This window comes from Allobosea sp. UNC402CLCol, from assembly GCF_000745475.1.
Classification (GTDB): Bacteria; Pseudomonadota; Alphaproteobacteria; order Rhizobiales; family Beijerinckiaceae; genus Allobosea; species Allobosea spartocytisi.
The window spans coordinates 86557-105104 of record NZ_KN050692.1 but is presented as its reverse complement, the minus strand read 5'-3'; the positions used below and the strand labels follow the sequence as shown (position 1 = coordinate 105104).

Sequence of the window (18548 nt, the reverse complement as noted above, 5' to 3'; positions counted from 1 at the left end):
TTACCGTGCCGGCTTGTAGAGTTGGTCGAACGTGCCGCCATCGCCGAAATGCGTCGGCTGCGCCTTGGCCCAACCGCCGAAATCCTTGTCGATGGTGACGAGCTCGAGCTTCGGGAACAGGGCGAGGTCCTTGGGGTCGGCCGCCTCGGTGTTGCGTGGACGGTAGTGGTTCTTGGCGATGATCGCCTGTGCCTTCGGCGTATAGAGGAATTCGAGATAGGCCTGCGCGGCCTCGCGGGTCTTCTTGGCGTCGACATTGCCGTCGACCAGGGCGACCGGCGGCTCCGCCAGGATCGACAGGCTCGGCACGACGATGTCGAACTTGTCCTTGCCGAACTCGTCCTGGGCGAGGAAGGCCTCGTTCTCCCAGGCGAGCAGCACGTCGCCGATGCCGCGCTGGGTGAAGGTCGTGGTCGCGCCACGCGCGCCGGTGTCGAGCACCGGGACATTGCCGAGCAGCTTGGCAATATAGTCGCGGACCTTGGCGTCGTCCTTGTTGAAAGCTTTTTCGGCATAGGCCCAGGCGGCGAGATAGTTCCAGCGCGCGCCGCCCGAGGTCTTCGGATTCGGCGTGATGACCTGGATGCCGGGCTTCACGAGGTCGCCCCAGTCCTTGACCGCTTTGGGATTGCCCTTGCGGACGAGGAACACGATGGTCGAGGTGTAGGGAGAGGAGTTGTCCGGCAGGCGCTTCTGCCAGTCGAGCGGCAGCTTCTTCGAGCGCTCGGCGACGGCGTCGATGTCGCCGGCCAGCGCCAGCGTCACCACATCGGCGTTGAGCCCGTCGATCACGGTGCGCGCCTGCGCGCCCGAGCCGCCATGCGACTGGCGGATGGTCGTGATCTTCCTGTCGGGATGCTTGGCGTTCCAATCCGCCAGAAAGGCGGCGTTGATGTCGCGGTAGAGCTCGCGGGTCGGATCGTAGGAGACGTTGAGCAGCTCGATGGACTGGGCGCGGGCTCCCGCGACCACGCCGAAGCAGATCGTGAAGGCTCCCAGAACCAGTCCGGCCCGAAGCAGGCGGCGAAACGCGGGTCGTGTCATGTCAGGGCTCCGTTGCGATCCGGGCGGAGCCCGATTGAGGAAGCTCCGCCCGTTCTGAATAACAAACGAAACGTACTGAAATCTCGATCTTGCCACAATGTGGCCGGGCAGCGGTCCCGTTCCAAAGTTTCGACGCCGGGGAGAACACGCATCTCCCCGCATCGTTACGGGCCAAAGCGAGGATGCTTCTCCTCGCCCGCTCTCAGGCGCGGCGGCGATCCGCCGCCGCCTCGGCCTCGGCCAGGGCCGAGCCGAAGGCACGTCCCAGCAGGACCAGAACCGGCCCGGTCGCGGAAAGTTCCGCGAGCCGGTCCGGCAGGGTTTCGATCGTCGCCGCGATCCGTAGCTCGTCGGGCCGTGTCGCCGCAAGCACGGCGACGGCCGGCGTCTGTGGATCGAGCCCGGCGGCGAGCGCCTTTTCCCGGAAGCCGGGCAGGGTGGCGCGCGCCATGTAGATCACGGTCGAGGCGGCCGGGTCGGCCATGGCGCGCCAGTCGAGATCATCGGGCAATTCGCCTTTGCGCGAATGGCCGGTGACGAATTGCAGCCGCCTTGCATGGTCGCGATGGGTCAGCGAGAGGCCGAGCGAGGCGGCTGCGCCCTGTGCCGCCGAGATGCCGGGCACGATCGCGACCGGGATGCCGGCGGCCTGGCAGGCCTCGATCTCCTCGCCGGCTCGGCCGAAGATTCCGGGGTCGCCGCCCTTGAGCCGCACGACATGCTTGCCCTGCGAGGCCAGCGAGACGATCAGTGCATTGATGTCGCCCTGTTTCACCGAGGGCCCGTAACCGGTCTTGCCGACCAGCATGCGCTTGGCCTCGCGCCGGGCGAATTCCAGCACGCCCGGCGAGACGAGATCGTCATAGAGGATGATATCGGCGCTCTGCAGGGCACGGATCGCCTTGAGCGTCAGCAGTTCCGGATCGCCCGGCCCGGCGCCGACCAGCGTGACCCGGCCCTTGCCGTCGAAGGACGATTCGAGCTGTGCGAGCTTCGCGAAAAGCTCGGCCGCGTCCTGTTGCGTCGGTTCGCGTTCGGGCTCGGCCATCGCCTTGCCGGCGAAGAGCTCCCAGAAGGCACGGCGCAGGGCGAAGGGCAGTTCGCGCGCCTGAACGCTCGGGCGCCAATCGGTCGCGGCCTGCGCCCAGCCCTTCAGCCCGGCCGGCAGCAGCGCCTCGATCTTGGCCCGGATCGCTTGCCCGAAGACCGGCGCGGCCCCGTCGGTCGAAACGGCGACGACGAGCGGCGAGCGGTTGACCAGCGCACCGAAGGCGAAATCGCAGAATTCCGGCTTGTCGACGATGTTGACCGGGGCGCCGGCAGCGCGCGCGGCCGCGACGAAGGCACGAATCTCTTCGGTATCGTCGAGATCGGCGACGGCAAGCGCGGCCCCATTGAGATCTTCCGGCGACCAGCGCCGGGCGTGGATATGGATGCGCGCGGCGGGATCCTCGGCGAGTGCCGCGAAAGATGCCGAATCGCGGCCGGCGAAGATATGCAGCTCCGCTCCCGCGGCCGCGAGCAGTTCGGCCTTCCACAGTGCGCCTTCGCTGCTCCCGGCCAGCACGGCCTTGCGGCCGGCCAGCTTGTGGAACAGCGGCAGCGTCGCCAGCGGCTCGATGCGCCGTGCGGTCGTCTCGGGGCGTCTTTCGCTCATCGCGTGGTCGCTATCGCCTTCCCATCCGTCGCCATAGGCGCCCCGCCAGCGGGCGGCACCAGCAGCCACAACGCCGCCAGCGCGAGGATGATAAGACGAAAGCATAGATCGAGCCAACGGCTGCGGGCCGTTTGGCCGGGCTGCAGGAGCATTTCGACCTCACCAGCCATGCTGTCCTCCTCGATCGTGACCGGCGCGATGCGCCGGCTCGCGCCGGTTTGCCCGCTGGCCGGTGTGGTGATGCTCATGGCGTTGCCGCTGATGTGGCCGCCGCGTCGGTACGCGCCGCGCGCCGCCGATCCAGGATGTTGCGCTCCGGCGTGCCATAGCCGCGCTGATAGGTCCGGCTGAACGAAGCCCGGGCGCGCAGCCATTGTTCGACAGGCTGCCGCGCCGCGCTGGCCTCCGGCAGCTCGACCGTGTCGAAGCCGCAGGAGAGGGCATAGGCGAACTGGTCGGCGATCAGCGGCCCGCTGGCGCGCAATTCGCCGGCGAAGCCCACGCGCCGGATCTGCCGGGCCTGGCTGAAGCCGCGCCCGTCGGAATAGGCGGGGAAGGCGATAGCGACGAGCGCGAGGCGCGGCAGGAACGGGGCGAGCTCCGCCGTCGGGAGGTTGTTCGGGATCAGGACGCCGATGCTCTGCCCGGGCACCTGCCGGTCAAGCGCCTCGGCGAGGAACTCCCATGGCACGATCGCCGCCGGAATATTGTCGATCGCCGCCCCTTCGCTGCGGGTCCAGCCATCCGCGCGGGCGCCGTTTCGGTCAAGCAGCGGCACGGGTCGTCTCCTGGAAGGCGGCCTTGAAGGGGGCAAGCCCGATCCGGCGGACATTGTCGATGAAGCTCTCGCCCTCCGCCCGCTCAGCGAGATAGACCGCGACGATGCGCTCGATCGCGTCCGGCACGTCTTCCGCCGCGAGGCCGGGGCCGAGGATCTCGCCGATCGCGGCGTTCTCGGTGGCGTCGCCGCCCAGCGTGATCTGGTAGGATTCGATGCCGCGCTTCTCCAGCCCGAGAATGCCGATATGGCCGACATGGTGATGGCCGCAGGCATTGATGCAGCCGGAGATCTTGATGCCGAGCGGCCCGATCTCGCGCTGGCGGGCCTCATTGGCGAAGCGCTGCTGGATCGCCTGCGCGATCGGGATCGAGCGGGCCGTCGCCAAGGCGCAGTAATCGAGGCCGGGGCAAGCGATGATGTCGGTGACGAGGCCGATATTGGCCTCCGCCAGCCCGGCTTCGCCGAGCTTCTGCCAGATCGCGAAGAGATCGCGCTGGCGCACATGCGGCAGGACGAGGTTCTGCGCATGGGTGACGCGCAACTCGTCGAAGGAATAGCGCTGCGCCAGATCGGCGACCACTCGCATCTGCTCGGAGCTCGCATCACCCGGCGCCTGGCCGATCGGCTTCAGCGAGATCGTCAGCGCGGTATAGCCCGGCACCTTGTGCGGCGCCGTGTTGACCTCGACCCAGCGGGCGAAGGCCGGATTGCTCGCCTTGGCCGCCTCCAGCGTGTTGCTGACGGCCGGGAGCGTCTCATAGGCCGGCGGCGCGAAATAGGCGGCGATGCGCGCGACCTCTTCCGGATCGGCATTGATCGAGGGGCCGTCGAGTTGGGCGAACTCAGCCTCGACGCGGCGGGCGAACTCCTCGGCGCCGATCTCGTGGACGAGGATCTTGACCCGGGCCTTGTACTTGTTGTCGCGCCGGCCCTCGAGGTTATAGACCCGCATGATCGCCTCGAGATAGGCCAGCAGGTCCTTCTTGGGCAGGTAGTCACGCACGACCTTGCCGATCATCGGCGTGCGGCCAAGCCCGCCACCGACGCTGACCTCGTAGCAGGTCTCATGCGTGTCAGGATGGCGACGCAGGCGCAGGCCGATATCGTGGGCCTTGATCACCGCCCGGTCGGCTTCGGCGCCGGTCACCGCGATCTTGAACTTGCGCGGCAGGTAGCTGAATTCGGGATGGGCCGACGACCATTGCCGGATCAGCTCCGCCGTCGGGCGCGGATCCTCGATCTCGTCCTGCGCGACGCCGGCGAAATGATCGGCCGTGACGTTGCGGATGCAGTTGCCGGAGGTCTGGATGCAGTGCATCTCGACATCGGCGAGCAGGCCGAGGATCTCCGGGATATCGCGCAGCTTCGGCCAGTTGAACTGCAGGTTCTGGCGCGTGGTGAAATGGCCGTAGCCGCGATCGTACTTCTCGCCGATCAGCGCGAGCCGACGAAGCTGCCTGGAATTCAGCGTGCCATAGGGAACGGCGATCCGCAGCATATAGGCGTGGAGCTGGAGATAGACGCCGTTCTTGAGCCGCAGCGGCTTGAACTCGTCCTCGGTCAGCGAACCGTCGAGCCGGCGCGAGACCTGATCGGCGAATTGCGCGACCCGCTCGCGGACGAAATGCTCGTCGAATTCATCGTAACGGTACATCGATCAACCTTTGGGCGCGGACGCGATACCCTCGCCGGCCTGCTTGCCGAGATCGGGACGATTGCTGGGACCGAGCGTCTTGAAGCGCTCGCGGAAATGGCGTGGAACCGGATGGCCGCCCTCGATCGCGACATCGACGAGATAGGCGTCGACGACGGTGTTGCCGCGCAGCCCGGCCGCGGCGAAGGCTTCGAGCCCATCGGCCGCGGCATCGTCATTCGCGACCAGTGCCTGCGCCGGATCGCGCGTCCAGACGAGGGTGCCAGCTGCGCCAGCCGTCGCGAAAACGACATCGCCGTCGAGCAGATCGTTGGCCAGCAGGATCGCCGGCAGCGGAACGCGTTTGGCTGCTGCAGCCATCAGGCGAACTCCGCGCCGCTGGCTTCAGCCGGTCGATGATCGAGGGTCAGTCTCGCCAAGGCTTGCGTCCGATACGTTCGTTTTTCCGAACGCGTAAAATAAAGCAGCCTTCGACACGCTTCAATTCACGTCAGATAGCGTGATTTTCTCTATTACCATCCATTTGGAGTAATTTTATCCTGCGCCCCGTCGCGCAGGGCCTGTCAGGCCGCCCGGTCTCGTCCTTCGCCGGCCTCAGCCCGTCCTCACCCGCATCCGCCGCAGCAATTCGAGCCCCATCACCGCCGTGGCGAAGAGGGTCCAGAGCGGATCCGAGCGGTTGAGCAGGAAGGCTTCGAGCATCCCGACATAGGTCATGAAGATGACCATCATGACGAAGAGATCGGCGAGCCTCGCCCTGTCCGGCGTCCGGGCGGCGGCGAGATAGCTTCCCAGCGGGCGGATCATCAGCAGCCAGATCATGACGACGGCGCCGGGGACGCCGAACATCAGCATCGCGTCGAGATAGCTGTTATGGCCCGAGCCGATGCCGCGCACGTCCCAGCTCGCCTCGAAATTCTCCTCCAGCCCGGTGACCACCGGGGTCTGCCAGAAGCTGGCATAGCCGTAGCCGAGCCAGGGCTTCTCGGCGATGCGGGCGAGGGCGAATTTCCAGATCTCGTCGCGGCCGGTATAGGTCGGGTCCGAGATCAGCGCCGCGCCGAGCCTGTAGAGCTGCGGCGACATCACCGTGCCGACGGTGAGGCAGGCGATCACGGCGACGAGCAGGATGTGCAGGGCGACGGCCAATCCCGGACGCCCGCTGAACCGCCCGAGGACAACGAGCCCGATCGCCATCGGCAGGAAGCCGAGCGTCGTCTTCGAGCCGCTGTTGAGCACGAAGACCACGCACAGCGCCACGATGATCGCGCCGCGCCATTTCAGCCCGCTGCGCCAGCAATAGATCCCGATCATCGCCATCATCGAGAAGACCGGCGCGGCGAAGTTCTTGTGCGAGAGATGCCCGCGCCAGTCGCCGGCATGGACGCCCTCGACGCCCTCGGCGCTGTGCACGGCGAGATGGGGCGCGACGAGCAGCACGCCATAGACGATGGCGAGCACGGCGAGGCAGGCATTCGCGGCCGCGAGCGCGAAGCCCGGCTCGTCCTCCGGCAGCACCAGCACGCCCGCCACCAGGATCATCGCGATCGCGCCGAGGAGCAGGCCGCGCAGCGCCGCCGCCTGGTCGAGCGCCTGGACGGTCGAGAGCGCCGCGATGGCGAAGACCGTGAGCCAGGTCCCGAGTCCGAGCCGCGCCAGCACCGGCCGCGGCTTCAGCCGGAGCATGGCCGCGAGATAGAGCCCGCCCAGCACGAGATAGCCGATCTGGTTGACGATATTGCCGCTGCTGGGCGCGCCGATCTGCGACGGGTCCGGCGGCGGCGCGAAGGGCTGCAGCGTCAGGATCAGGATGAACAGCGCGAGACCGGAGAGGAAGGTCGCCAGCCGGCGCAGGCGCAGAGCCTCCTGAGCGCGCCCGGATGCGCTCCCGGCCGGGCCTGCGGCGGCCTGCGTGATGCTCCCTGTCTGGCTCATGGCGTCGCGGCGGTCCGTGTGCCCTGCGGCCCGCAAGGGCCTCCACGCGCCATCCTATGACAGAGGCTCGTTAAGAGCCCGTCATTCCCCGCTCATGACGCTGACCGCCCCGTCCCGGCGGTCGAGTCTCCCGCCGCTGGCGTCATGCGCGGCCCCGGAGGAGCCCGCGACGACGAGGCTGCGGCGCCCCGGATCGACGGCGGGCCTGGGAACCCCGCGGTCATCCCGGGCTTGACCCGGGATCCATGCCGGAACCCATCAGAGCAAGGCTCAGGCGTGGATCCCGGATCTCCGCGGAGTTTTCAAATCCCTGGGCCGATCGAGGATCGGACCCGAAGGCTCCGTCCGGGATGCCCCGCGTTTCCAAGAACATGCGGCGGGCGTCTACCGGCCGTAGCGCGCGCGCTCCGCCGCGATACGGGCCTCGGCCTGCGCGATCGCCTCGTCGGGGTCGAGCCCATTGGCGCGGTTCTGCATCGCATAGGCGAACGATCTGCGGACCTCGTCCGGCATGGCCTGCAAGACGGCGTGGAAGCAGGCGCCGCGCGCATCCTGGCAGGCGCGCATCCGTTTGCAGTTTCTGTGCGGGCAGACGCGAAAGATTTCGAGCTGGTCGGTCAGCCGGCGAAACAGCGCGGACCGCGCCCTCTGGCAGCTCTCGAAATCGGTGATCGGCGGGATATCGGCTGGGGTGTTCTGGCGTTTCGGCATGGCGGGGCTCCGGTCGGGTGAGGCAGGCGGGATCGTCCGCCCGCGCGGATGCGCGGCGGGGTCGCAAGGGTGGCTAGGCAGGGCTGGCGGAGCGCCGCGAGGCGCAAGGGAATCCGCAACCGTTGAGCCAGGCTGCGGCGCGGCGGGATTGAGCCACCCGTCGCACGCCCCGTGGCGCTCCGCCTCCGGCGATTTCGGACTCCGGGCCGCGCTTATCGGGCTTGGACGGTTCAGGGTGGCGGGTTTCGACGCCAGTTCCCCTCATCGGGTTGTCGCGTCGTCGCCGCACCCATCGTCAACCGCCGGCCGTTCCCAGCGAGCTCCTCGCACAGGGATCGTAATGTCCCCAGGGCGGTGCCCCGAAGCCTCCCGGGAGCAGGGCGTAACCCCCGCCCGCAGGCGCCGACCCTCACCCAACCTCCAGCATACCTCCGGACGGCCGCCCCGTTTGGGTGATGGGCGAGGGCAGGATAGGGCGGGTGACAAGGGGCGGGGATAAGTTTTCTGGGCCGTTCGGACGCCAGACTCTCAAGCGCAGTTTGCCTACCCTTCGCGGGGCCGCTCTTGAAAACGCGCAGCTGGACGGGTGGAATAGGTACATGACGCGCATTTCTATGGATTCGTACCAAATATGAGCGCGAGTTTCTGGAACGCGATCGACAACATTTCCGATGCGCGCGAGGCCAATATCGAGACTTGGCTGGTCCTCCCACTTCTAAATGCATTGGGGCATGAACCCATGTGCATTGAGGCCAAGGTTCCGATTACATTTCAAGAGGGGCGCCAGAGGCGTGCTGGCCGCAAACCGGAAGCCGATTTTGTCGTTTACGCTGAGAAGCCATTTAGTCGTGCTAACTCGCTCATCGTCGTTGAGACGAAGCGAAGCGACGAGCCGCTCGATGAGGGCAAAGAACAGGGTGAATCTTATGCGCAGAATTTGAGAGCGCCGATCCTCTTAATGACTAACGGCCTCCGCCTAGAAGTCTGGCAAATGCAAATTTCGACTGAGAGCATTTGTGTTCTAACTTGTGATATTTCCGATTTGGCGGCTAGGAGAGGTGATATAGAGTCGCTTTTGTCGAAAGAGGCAATTAAGGCGCACTGTTCAGTTCTTGAAAATAAGAAATTCGATATTTTAGCAAGAAATCTTGCTGATTACGAGCGTGCGCAGTACGAAGATTCTGTAATAGGTTGTCGCTTTTCAATAGAAAGAACGCTTATTGACCCTGGATCTGAGCGCAACATGCGTTCTGGTGAGTTAATATCCTCGGGAATTCGAGGGGCGATTATAATCGGACCTTCAGGATATGGTAAGACGACGCTTGCTAGATCTTTGCTTCGTGAAGGAATTGAAAGGCGTTGGGAGGGGGCGAGTACAGAGCTTCCCCTCGCGGTTTTTCTACCTGATGTCGCGCTCTCTGGGCGGGCATTAGAAGAGTTTCTGGTAGATCGGGTAGCCAGCCATAAGCGAGGTTTCAAGCTGGCAGCGCTCCGTACGATCGCGCGGGAACAAGGTCTCCTCTTAATCGCAGATGGTTTCGAGAGAGTCGAACCGGAGCAGCGGGGGGCGTTGGAGAGTGCTTTACGAACTTTGATGCTAGATTATCCTAGCGCGCGGCTCATTGTTACGTCTCGCGGACAAGCTGCTCCTGTTGGTCTTAGTCTCCCGACTTTTCACTTGGCTGGTTACAAAATTGATGACCTTAGAAGAATCGCCGAAGTCAGATCCGTGGATCGACCGATTGTTAAGAATTTCTTCGATCGAGCGCCTGATTATATTTACCGCATAGCCGAGGTGCCGCTGCTCGCTGATCTGTTGTTAGATCGGCACGCGCGCGAGCAACGGCGCACTGCCAATATCGCGTCCCTATATGAAGAATGGCTTGGTCGTATCTTGGCTGCGTCGCGACCGATTGAGCGCGCTCTAGATCGCGAAATTCTTGCGGAAATCGCTACAGAAACCTCATTAGGTCCTATTCCTCTAAGGCGAGCGGTGGAGCTCTGTCGGCACCATCCGAACCCTGAGCGTACTTTACATAGGCTTGCTGAGGCAGATGCGCTCAGCGTTCGCGGAGCAACTGTCGAACTGCAGCACGAAGGATTGGCAGATTATCTCCGATCGATGCGGTTTTGGACCGCCCATCCTGCGCGGTATCAGGAGGAATTAGCGTCGCTTACGTTCGATTCCTCTTCGCAATTCCCGATTTTGCTTGTCGCTACCGCGCCAAACGTCGACGCGCGCGGCGCTGTGTGGCAGGCAATTATTCAAACTGACATGCAGTTAGCCATCCGGAGTCTCCGCTTCGCAGCGGGCGATGAAACCTTCGGGAATGATGGCCACGGCGATACAATACGCATTCTTTCCGACATTCGATCCACAATTGAATCGCTGGTAGCGGTTCATCTGGAGCCTATCGGCAATCTCATTCGCGAAGAGATCGCCGGTCTGGCCGCCGAGAATCTCGGCATTCACGGCACGTTGGGTTCAGATGATATAGTGTACTCCTTCTTCGAGGCTAAGGGTGATGCTCACGCTGTGCGCTTGCTGCCAGCAGAGCGGTGGGAGCAGGCCCCTCGAGTGTACGGACACGCTCTGAAGCGTGTTGGCTATGGAGTGGAGGCTGGACGTATTATCGGAACCCAGCGCGTCAAGGAATCGTTAGCGGCATTGACCAAGGCCAGGCGTCTTCGTGGGGGGCGAGTTTGGACCGAGGAGCAAGTATTGGGCCGCTTGCGTCATCTGGCGAGAGAATACGATGCGCCCGTAAGTGCGGCGAATCTCAAGGATGCGTACGATGCCTTAAAGCCAAACGCCGATAGGTTGGTCGCGCCGAGTAATCTTCGCAGTGGCCAAAAATTTCCAATGAGTGAGCTGCTTAGTGATATCGAGCTGCTGATCGAAGAAGGAGTATCCTCGCTTATTCCTTGGTGGGACGATCTTGATCGCCTCAATCTACGTTCGATTGAAGATCGTAGTCTTTTCGCTCGTACAATCGACAGTTATCATCGTAGGCGGCAAGTGGCGTATGCGGAAGTCGTCGAGCGAAGCTTCCCAAAGCTACGCTCTCATCTTCCTACATTTCGCATGGCACCGATGCGATATGAGATTGAGGTCGAGATATATTCGAAGAATGATGTCGAGCGGCCGGCGATCAACTACAGGCGCTGGCCCGTTCGAACTTTCGATGAAGCAGGCGCGGACGTGTCTTTCCCAGATGTGACATCAGATTGGGACAGTAATGAAGCACAAGAAACATACGTCTCCAAAACCGATGCTCTCTTGAAATCGTTCGGGCGGTGGTTTGCTAAACGCAGTGTTGAGTGGGGTAACTCGTATGTAATTATCGATCTAAATGGAAGGGATGGTAGATTTGACGGATTACGGGATGAAAGTGCAGTCGTGCGCGGAGCCATGGCATGGCTTAAGAGAGATTTTGAGAGCTTATTCTCAGAAATGCCTCCATGAAGATGTTTTTCTGTGATAAAATTTGATCTTTACCGATATCGTAAATGTAAATTTCTGTCGGCTCACTCCGCCGCCTGCCTCGCGACCGTCTTCCCCTTCTTGATCGGCCGGCGCTCCAGCACTTCCTTCAAAAACCGCGCAGTGTGGCCCTTGCCGATGCGGACGATGTCCTCCGGCGTGCCTTCGGCCACCACCTGGCCGCCGCCGTCGCCGCCTTCGGGGCCCATGTCGATCACCCAGTCGGCGGTCTTCACCACCTCGAGATTGTGCTCGATCACCACCACCGAATTGCCCTGGTCGACCAGCTCGTGCAGCACCTCCATGAGCTTGGCGACGTCGTGGAAATGCAGGCCGGTCGTCGGCTCGTCGAGGATGTAGAGCGTGCGGCCGGTGGCGCGCTTCGACAGTTCCTTGGAGAGCTTGACGCGCTGCGCCTCGCCGCCCGAGAGCGTCGTCGCCTGCTGGCCGACCTTGACATAGTCCAGCCCGACTCGCGCCAGCGTCTCCATCTTGTCGCGGATCGAGGGCACTGCCTTGAACAGGCCCTTCGCCTCCTCGACCGACATGTCGAGCACGTCGGCGATCGACTTGTCGCGGTATTTCACCTCGAGGGTCTCGCGGTCGTAGCGCTTGCCCTTGCAGACGTCGCAGGTGACGTAGACATCCGGCAGGAAGTGCATCTCGATCTTGATGACGCCGTCGCCCTGGCAGGCCTCGCAGCGGCCGCCCTTGACGTTGAAGGAGAAGCGCCCGGCCTGATAGCCGCGCGCCTTCGCCTCCGGCAGGCCGGCGAACCATTCGCGGATCGGCGTGAAGGCGCCGGTATAGGTCGCCGGGTTCGAGCGCGGCGTGCGGCCGATCGGCGACTGGTCGATGTCGATGACCTTGTCGAGATGCTCGATGCCCTCGATCCGGTCATGCGGGGCCGGGTGGTCGATCGCGCCGTTCAGCTTGCGCGCCACCGCCTTGTAGAGCGTGTCGATCACCAGCGTCGACTTGCCGCCGCCGGAGACGCCGGTGATGCAGGTGAACATCCCCAAGGGGATCTCGACATCGACATTGCGCAGGTTGTTGCCGCGCGCGCCGACGATCTTGAGGCTGCGGCCCTTCGTGGCCTTGCGCCGCTTGGCCGGCACCGCGACCGACATCTCGCCGGTGAGGTATTTGCCGGTGAGCGAATTGGGATCGTCGAGAATGTCCTGCGGCGTGCCCTTGGCGACGATCTCGCCGCCATGGATGCCGGCGCCGGGGCCGACATCGACGACATAGTCGGCGGTGAGGATTGCGTCCTCGTCATGCTCGACCACGATCACGGTGTTGCCGAGGTCGCGCAGGCGCCGCAGCGTGCCGAGCAGGCGCTCGTTGTCGCGCTGGTGCAGGCCGATCGAGGGCTCGTCCAGCACATAGAGCACGCCGGTCAGGCCCGAGCCGATCTGCGACGCCAGCCGGATGCGCTGGCTCTCGCCGCCGGACAGCGTGCCGGAGGCGCGGGCGAGCGTCAGGTATTCCAGCCCGACATCGAGCAGGAAGGTCAGCCGGTCGCGGATTTCCTTGAGGATGCGCGGGGCGATCTCGTTCTGCTTCTTCGAGAGCCGGGCAGGGAGGTTCGTGACCCAGTCCAGCGCGTCCTTGACCGAGAGCTTCGAGACCTCGCCGATATGGCGGCCGTCGATCTTCACCGCCAGCGCCTCGGGCTTCAGGCGATAGCCGTTGCAGGCGGCGCAGGGCGTCTCGGACATGAAGCGGCCGATCTCCTCGCGCGCCCAGTCCGACTCCGTCTCCTTCCAGCGCCGCTCCATATTGGTGATGACGCCCTCGAAGGGCTTCTTCACCTCGTAGCTGCGCAGGCCGTCATTATAGGCCATGCGGACGGGCTCGGTGCCCGTGCCGAACAGGATCGCCTTGCGCGCGCTTTCCGGCAGCTCCGACCAAGGCTTGGTCATCGAGAAGCCGAAATGCTTCGCCAGCGATTCCAGCGTCTGGCCGTAATAGGGCGAGGTCGACTTGGCCCAGGGTGCGATCGCACCCTTCTTCAGCGTCAACGAATGATCCGGCACGATCATGTCCGGATCGATCCGCATCTCGTGGCCGAGGCCGTCGCAGACCGGGCAGGCGCCGAACGGATTGTTGAACGAGAACAGCCGCGGCTCGATCTCGGGAATGGTGAAGCCGGAGACCGGGCAGGCGAATTTCGAGGAGAAGGTGACGCGCTTGGCCTCGCCGTTCTCCTCCTTCTCGTCGGCATATTCGAAAACCGCGATGCCGTCGGTCAGCTCCAGCGCCTGCTCCAGCGAATCCGCGAGACGGGCGCCAAGATCGGGCCGGATCACGATCCGGTCGACCACCACGTCGATGTCGTGCTTGAACTTCTTGTCGAGGGCAGGGGCGTCCGGGATCTCGTAGAACTCGCCATTGACCTTGACGCGCTGGAAGCCGCGCTTCAGCCAGTCGGCCATCTCCTTGCGGAACTCGCCCTTGCGGCCGCGCACGACAGGCGCGAGCAGATAGCCGCGCGTCTTCTCCGGCAGCTCGGTCATGCGGTCGACCATCTGCTGGACGGTCTGGCTCTCGATCGGCAGGCCGGTCGCGGGCGAATAGGGAATGCCGGCGCGCGCCCAGAGCAGGCGCATGTAGTCGTGGATCTCGGTGACGGTGCCGACGGTCGAGCGCGGATTCTTCGAGGTCGTCTTCTGCTCGATCGAGATCGCCGGCGAGAGCCCGTCGATCTGGTCGACATCGGGCTTCTGCATCATCTCGAGGAACTGGCGGGCATAGGCCGAGAGCGACTCGACATAGCGGCGCTGCCCTTCCGCATAGATCGTGTCGAAGGCGAGCGAGGACTTGCCCGAGCCGGAGAGGCCCGTGAACACCACGAGCTTGTCGCGCGGGATGGCGAGATCGACATTCTTCAGATTGTGCTCGCGCGCCCCGCGCACGGTGATGGCGCGGCTGTTCGGATCGGCCGCGCGGTTGCGGTCGAACATGTCTTCCAGCGCAGCAGCCTGGGCAGCGGCGGTTTCGGTCTTGCGGGCCATCGGGGCGTCCGTCTCGGAGAAGGCCTAGAGATAGGGCAATTGTCGCGCCATACCAGCCCGGTCCTCCGGGCAGCGGGAATGTTTAGCATGCGGGACGGCCCGGACGGGAGGCAGCCAAGAGCGATGCTGACAGGGGATGGCAGGAACGCAGCTCTTCGGCCACGACCTTCACAAGCCCTCATCCCTGAATGCCTGGCCGGAAATGTGAGCCCTCATCCTGAGGAGCCGCGTCAGCGGCGTCTCGAAGGATGCTCCAGTTATCTCAGGCGCCTCCTGGAACATCCTTCGAGACGGCCTTTCAGGCCTCCTCAGGATGAGGGCTGAGGGTAAAGCGCGGCCAGCAGCACCTCAGTGCCGCAGTCCCGGGGCCTCCTGTCCGGTCCGCGCGACATATTCAGTGTAGCCGCCGCCATAGGCGTGGACGCCCTCCGGCGTCAGTTCCAGCACGCGGTTCGACAGGGCCGCGAGGAAATGCCGGTCGTGGCTGACGAACAGCATCGTACCCTCGAAGGCCGCGAGCGCCTCGATCAGCATCTCCTTGGTGGCGATGTCGAGATGGTTGGTGGGCTCGTCCAGCACGAGGAAATTCGGCGGGTCGTAGAGCATCAGCGCCATGACGAGCCGCGCCTTCTCGCCGCCGGAGAGCACGCGGCAGCGCTTCTCGACATCGTCGCCCGAGAAGCCGAAGCAGCCGGCCAGTGCCCGCAGCGAGCCCTGATTGGCCTGCGGGAAGGCATCCTCCAGCGTCTCGAAAACGGTGCGCTCGCCGTCGAGCAGCTCCATCGAATGCTGGGCGAAATAGCCGAGCTTGACCCCGGCGCCGAGGGTGACGATCCCGCTATCAGGCTCGGAGGTGCCGGTGACGAGCTTCAGCAGCGTCGACTTGCCGGCGCCGTTGACACCCATGACGCACCAGCGCTCGCGCCGGCGGATCTGGAAGTCGAAGCCGTCATAGATGACCTTCTCGCCATAGCGCTTGGCGACGCCCTTCAGGCCCGCGACGTCGTCGCCGGAGCGCGGCGCCGGCTGGAACTCGAACTTCACGGTCTGGCGGCGCTTCGGCGGCTCGACGCGCTCGATCTTGTCGAGCTTCTTCACCCGGCTCTGCACCTGCGCGGCATGGGAGGCGCGGGCCTTGAAGCGCTCGATGAAGGCGATCTCCTTGGCCAGCATCGCCTGCTGGCGCTCGAACTGCGCCTGCTGCTGCTTCTCCGAGAGAGCGCGCTGCTGCTGATAGAATTCGTAATCGCCAGAATAGGTGGTGAGCGAACCGCCGTCGATCTCGACGATCTTGCCGACGATGCGGTTCATGAAGGAGCGGTCATGCGAGGTCATGAGGAGCGCGCCCTCATAGCCCTTGAGGAACTCCTCCAGCCAGATCAGGCTCTCGATGTCGAGATGGTTCGACGGCTCGTCGAGCAGCATGGCGTCCGGCGCCATCAGCAGGATGCGGGCGAGCGCGACGCGCATCTTCCAGCCGCCGGAGAGCGCGCCGACATCGCCCTCGACCATCGCCGGGCTGAAGCCGAGGCCGTCGAGGACCTCGCGGGCGCGGCCGTCGAGCGCATAGCCGTCGAGCTCCTCGAAACGGCCCTGCACCTCGCCATAACGCAGGACGATTTCCTCCATCTCGTCGGCGCGGTCGGGATCGGCCATGGCGGCTTCCAGCGCCGCGAGCTCGGCCGCGACGCTCGAAACCGGGCCGGCGCCGTCCATCACGGCCGAGACGACGCTCATGCCGGCCATCTCGCCGACATCCTGGCTGAAATAGCCGATGGTGATGCCGCGATCGATCGAGACCTGGCCCTCATCGGGCGCTTCCTCGCCGGTGATCAGGCGGAACAGCGTGGTCTTGCCGGCGCCGTTGGGGCCGACGAGGCCGATCTTCTCGCCCTTCTGCAAGGCCGCGGAGGCCTCGATGAAGACGATCTGCTTGCCGTTCTGCTTGCTGATGTTTTCGAGCCGGATCATGGGGTACTGCGAGCTGCTGTGATTGTTCGACCGGGATGAATTTGCCGGTCATTTCGGGACAGGCTCCAGGCTCGAACCTGAGGCCTATGAATGGAAGGCTTGCCGCGTCATGGTCGGGCTTGTCCCGACCATCCACGTCTTCTCTGGTCGAGTGTCGCGTTCAAGACGTGGATGCTCGCCACGAGGGCGAGCATGACGGCCGTGGAAGGGCGTGGGAGAGTTCGGCGGGTGTCGGTCGCCTCAGGCCGCTTCCGCCAGGCTCGCCACCGCCGCCGCGACGCCGCCGGAGCCGTGCGGGATGTCCTTGACCTGCAGCGCCATCTCGACGGCGCCGAGCGTGCCCAGCAGGCTGGCTGCGTTGAAATGGCCCATATGGGCGATACGGAAGGCCTTGCCGCTATAGTCGCCGATGCCGAGCCCGAGCGAGACGCCGCAGATGTCGCGGGTGAAATCGGTGATCTCGGCGACGTCGAAGCCGGGCGTCAGGATCGTCGTCACCGAGGGCGCGCGCTCCTGCGGCTCGGCAACGCCGAAGCCCAGCGCCTGGCCGCTCGCCCAGGTTTCGACCGCCGCATGCGTCGCCTTCGCCAGCGCGGCATGGCGACGCCAGATCGCCTCAAGCCCTTCCTCGAAGATCATGTCGAGAGCGGCGCGCTGGCCGAAGAGCAGATGCTCCGGCGCGGTGCCGCAATGCTTCATATAGGCCAGCGTGTTCATGCGGCCGCTCCAGTCCCAGTAGCCGCTGCGCATGTCGGCGCGGGCATGGGCCGCCAGCGCCTTTTCATTGGCCGCGACGAAGGCCAGGCCGGGCGAGGACATCAGCCCCTTCTGCGAGGCGGAGACGGCGACGTCGATCCGCCAGGCGTCCATCTCGAATTCCATGCAGCCGACCGAGGCGACGCCGTCGACCATGAACAGGGCAGGGTGCCCGGCGGCATCGATCGCCCGGCGGATCGCCGGGATGTCGTTGACGACGCCGGCGGCGGTGTCGATCTGCACCACCATCACCGCCTTGATCGCGTGGGCCGTATCGGCGCGCAGCCGGGCCTCGACGGTGGCGGGATCGACCGCGCGACGCCAGCTTCCCGCCAGCATCTCGACATCGGCGCCCATGAACCGCGCCATCTCGCCCCAGCCGGTCGCGAAGCGCCCGCTCTCCAGCACCAGCACCTTGTCGCCGCGCGACAGCACATTGGTGAAGGCTGCCTCCCAGCCGCCATGGCCGTTGGCGGCATAGACGAAGGTCTCGCCGCCGGTGCGGAAGATGCGCTTGAGATCGGCCAGCACCGAATCCGTCAGCCTGACGATGCTGGCCGAGCTCAGTTCCTCGGCCGGGCGCATCATCGCCTGCAGCACGCGGTCGGGGATATTGGTCGGGCCGGGCATAGCGAGCAGCGGCCGGCCATTGGCCAGGGTCATCGGAGATCCTCGGGCTGGGAAAAGCGGACTTCCGCAGCCAATCCGACATATCGGCGTCGCGCGCAAGCGGCTGCGCGGCATTGCGCGCCCTCCCGCGGCGCATGATGCGGGGCGCACGGCTTTCGCGGTCGGGCCTTGCATCCGGCGCGGGAAAGCGCTCACAAGGCGGCACCGGAGTCGCGGCGACGCGGCGCCGATCATGCTTACGGAGCAACCATGACCGATTTCGTTCTCGCTCGCCCGTTCAGCCCGCTGCGCCTGGAAAGCCGCTCGCTCGCCTGGCGGACGGCCGCCGTGCTCGTCGGCACGCTGCTGCTGGCGCTCTCCTCGCAGATCAAGGTGCCGATGGTGCCGGTGCCGATGACGATGCAGACCTTCGCCGTCACGCTGATCGGCGCGCTCTATGGCTGGCGCCTCGGCGCCGTCACGGTGATCGCCTGGCTGCTCGAAGGCGTGGCGGGCCTGCCGGTCTTCGCGGGCGCGCTCGGCGGTGCCGCCTATGTCGCCGGCCCGACCGGTGGCTATCTGCTGGCCTTCCCCTTCGCCGCGGCTTTGACGGGCTTCCTCGCCCAGCGCGGCTGGAACGGCCGCCGGATCGGCCTCGCGACGCTCTCCATGCTCGCCGGCAACGCGCTCTGCCTCGTGCTGGGCACAGCCTGGCTCGCGACCTTCATCGGCATGGAAAAGGCCATCGCGGTCGGCGCGACGCCCTTCCTGCTCGGCGCGATCCTGAAATCCGCCCTGGCGGCCGCGACGCTGAAGGCTTTCGCGCCGCGCGGCTGAGCGAGCGCTTCGTTCAACAAGAACTGCGCCGTCATTCCGGGCCTGCCCCGGAATGACGGCCTCCTCCGGTCCTGACAGACGCTGACAGGACC

Annotated in this window: 13 protein-coding genes; 2 read left to right on the top strand and 11 right to left on the bottom strand. The window is 65.0% G+C overall.

What is annotated here, in order from left to right; translation table 11 throughout:
- From GY40_RS23000 to GY40_RS22965, 8 genes are all read right to left on the bottom strand, one after another.
- Entirely contained in the window at window positions 1-1044 is a 1044-nt protein-coding gene (locus tag GY40_RS23000; protein ID WP_038367500.1) for a sulfate ABC transporter substrate-binding protein, read from the bottom strand.
- A 202-nt stretch (window positions 1045-1246) separates the two neighbouring features.
- The gene (gene cysG / locus GY40_RS22995) at window positions 1247-2701 is read right to left on the bottom strand and encodes a siroheme synthase CysG (RefSeq protein WP_038367498.1); all 1455 of its coding nucleotides are present in this window, start codon (window positions 2699-2701) and stop codon (window positions 1247-1249) included.
- Window positions 2698-2949, bottom strand: coding sequence for a hypothetical protein (locus tag GY40_RS22990; protein ID WP_038367496.1), 252 nt, complete (start codon window positions 2947-2949; stop codon window positions 2698-2700). Before GY40_RS22990 ends, cysG begins: the two co-directional genes overlap by 4 nt.
- The gene (locus tag GY40_RS22985; protein WP_038367494.1) at window positions 2946-3479 is read right to left on the bottom strand and encodes a DUF934 domain-containing protein; all 534 of its coding nucleotides are present in this window, start codon (window positions 3477-3479) and stop codon (window positions 2946-2948) included. The genes GY40_RS22990 and GY40_RS22985 overlap by 4 nt, the downstream gene beginning before the upstream one ends.
- On the bottom strand, window positions 3466-5136 hold the full coding sequence (locus tag GY40_RS22980; protein WP_038367493.1) for a nitrite/sulfite reductase: 1671 nt from the start codon (window positions 5134-5136) through the stop codon (window positions 3466-3468). The genes GY40_RS22985 and GY40_RS22980 overlap by 14 nt, the downstream gene beginning before the upstream one ends.
- A gap of 3 nt (window positions 5137-5139) precedes the next feature.
- Window positions 5140-5496: a DUF2849 domain-containing protein gene (locus GY40_RS22975; protein ID WP_038367490.1), complete on the bottom strand. Its 357-nt coding sequence runs from the start codon at window positions 5494-5496 to the stop codon at window positions 5140-5142.
- Between the two features lie 234 nt (window positions 5497-5730).
- Window positions 5731-7071: an O-antigen ligase family protein gene (locus tag GY40_RS22970; RefSeq protein WP_156116051.1), complete on the bottom strand. Its 1341-nt coding sequence runs from the start codon at window positions 7069-7071 to the stop codon at window positions 5731-5733.
- Between the two features lie 384 nt (window positions 7072-7455).
- Window positions 7456-7782, bottom strand: a complete 327-nt coding sequence (locus GY40_RS22965; protein ID WP_038367484.1) for a hypothetical protein — start codon at window positions 7780-7782, stop codon at window positions 7456-7458.
- A gap of 631 nt (window positions 7783-8413) precedes the next feature.
- Between GY40_RS22965 and GY40_RS27295 the strand changes: the two genes are divergently transcribed.
- Window positions 8414-11248, top strand: coding sequence for a type I restriction enzyme HsdR N-terminal domain-containing protein (locus GY40_RS27295; protein WP_081925624.1), 2835 nt, complete (start codon window positions 8414-8416; stop codon window positions 11246-11248).
- 62 nt (window positions 11249-11310) lie between these two features.
- On the opposite strand, the gene uvrA is transcribed toward GY40_RS27295, so the two are convergent.
- The 3 genes from uvrA to GY40_RS22945 all read right to left on the bottom strand — a co-directional run bounded on the left by uvrA (window position 11311) and on the right by GY40_RS22945 (window position 17673).
- On the bottom strand, window positions 11311-14232 hold the full coding sequence (gene uvrA, locus GY40_RS22955; protein WP_038368666.1) for an excinuclease ABC subunit UvrA: 2922 nt from the start codon (window positions 14230-14232) through the stop codon (window positions 11311-11313).
- Window positions 14233-14631: 399 nt separating this feature from the next.
- A complete protein-coding gene (locus GY40_RS22950; protein ID WP_038367479.1) occupies window positions 14632-16254 on the bottom strand; it encodes an ABC-F family ATP-binding cassette domain-containing protein in 1623 nt (540 codons plus the stop codon).
- Between the two features lie 240 nt (window positions 16255-16494).
- Entirely contained in the window at window positions 16495-17673 is a 1179-nt protein-coding gene (locus tag GY40_RS22945) for a pyridoxal-phosphate-dependent aminotransferase family protein (RefSeq protein ID WP_038367477.1), read from the bottom strand.
- Between the two features lie 216 nt (window positions 17674-17889).
- On the opposite strand from GY40_RS22945, the gene GY40_RS22940 reads away from it, so the two are divergent.
- The gene (locus GY40_RS22940) at window positions 17890-18456 is read left to right on the top strand and encodes a biotin transporter BioY (RefSeq protein ID WP_038367475.1); all 567 of its coding nucleotides are present in this window, start codon (window positions 17890-17892) and stop codon (window positions 18454-18456) included.
- Window positions 18457-18548 lie beyond the last annotated feature (92 nt).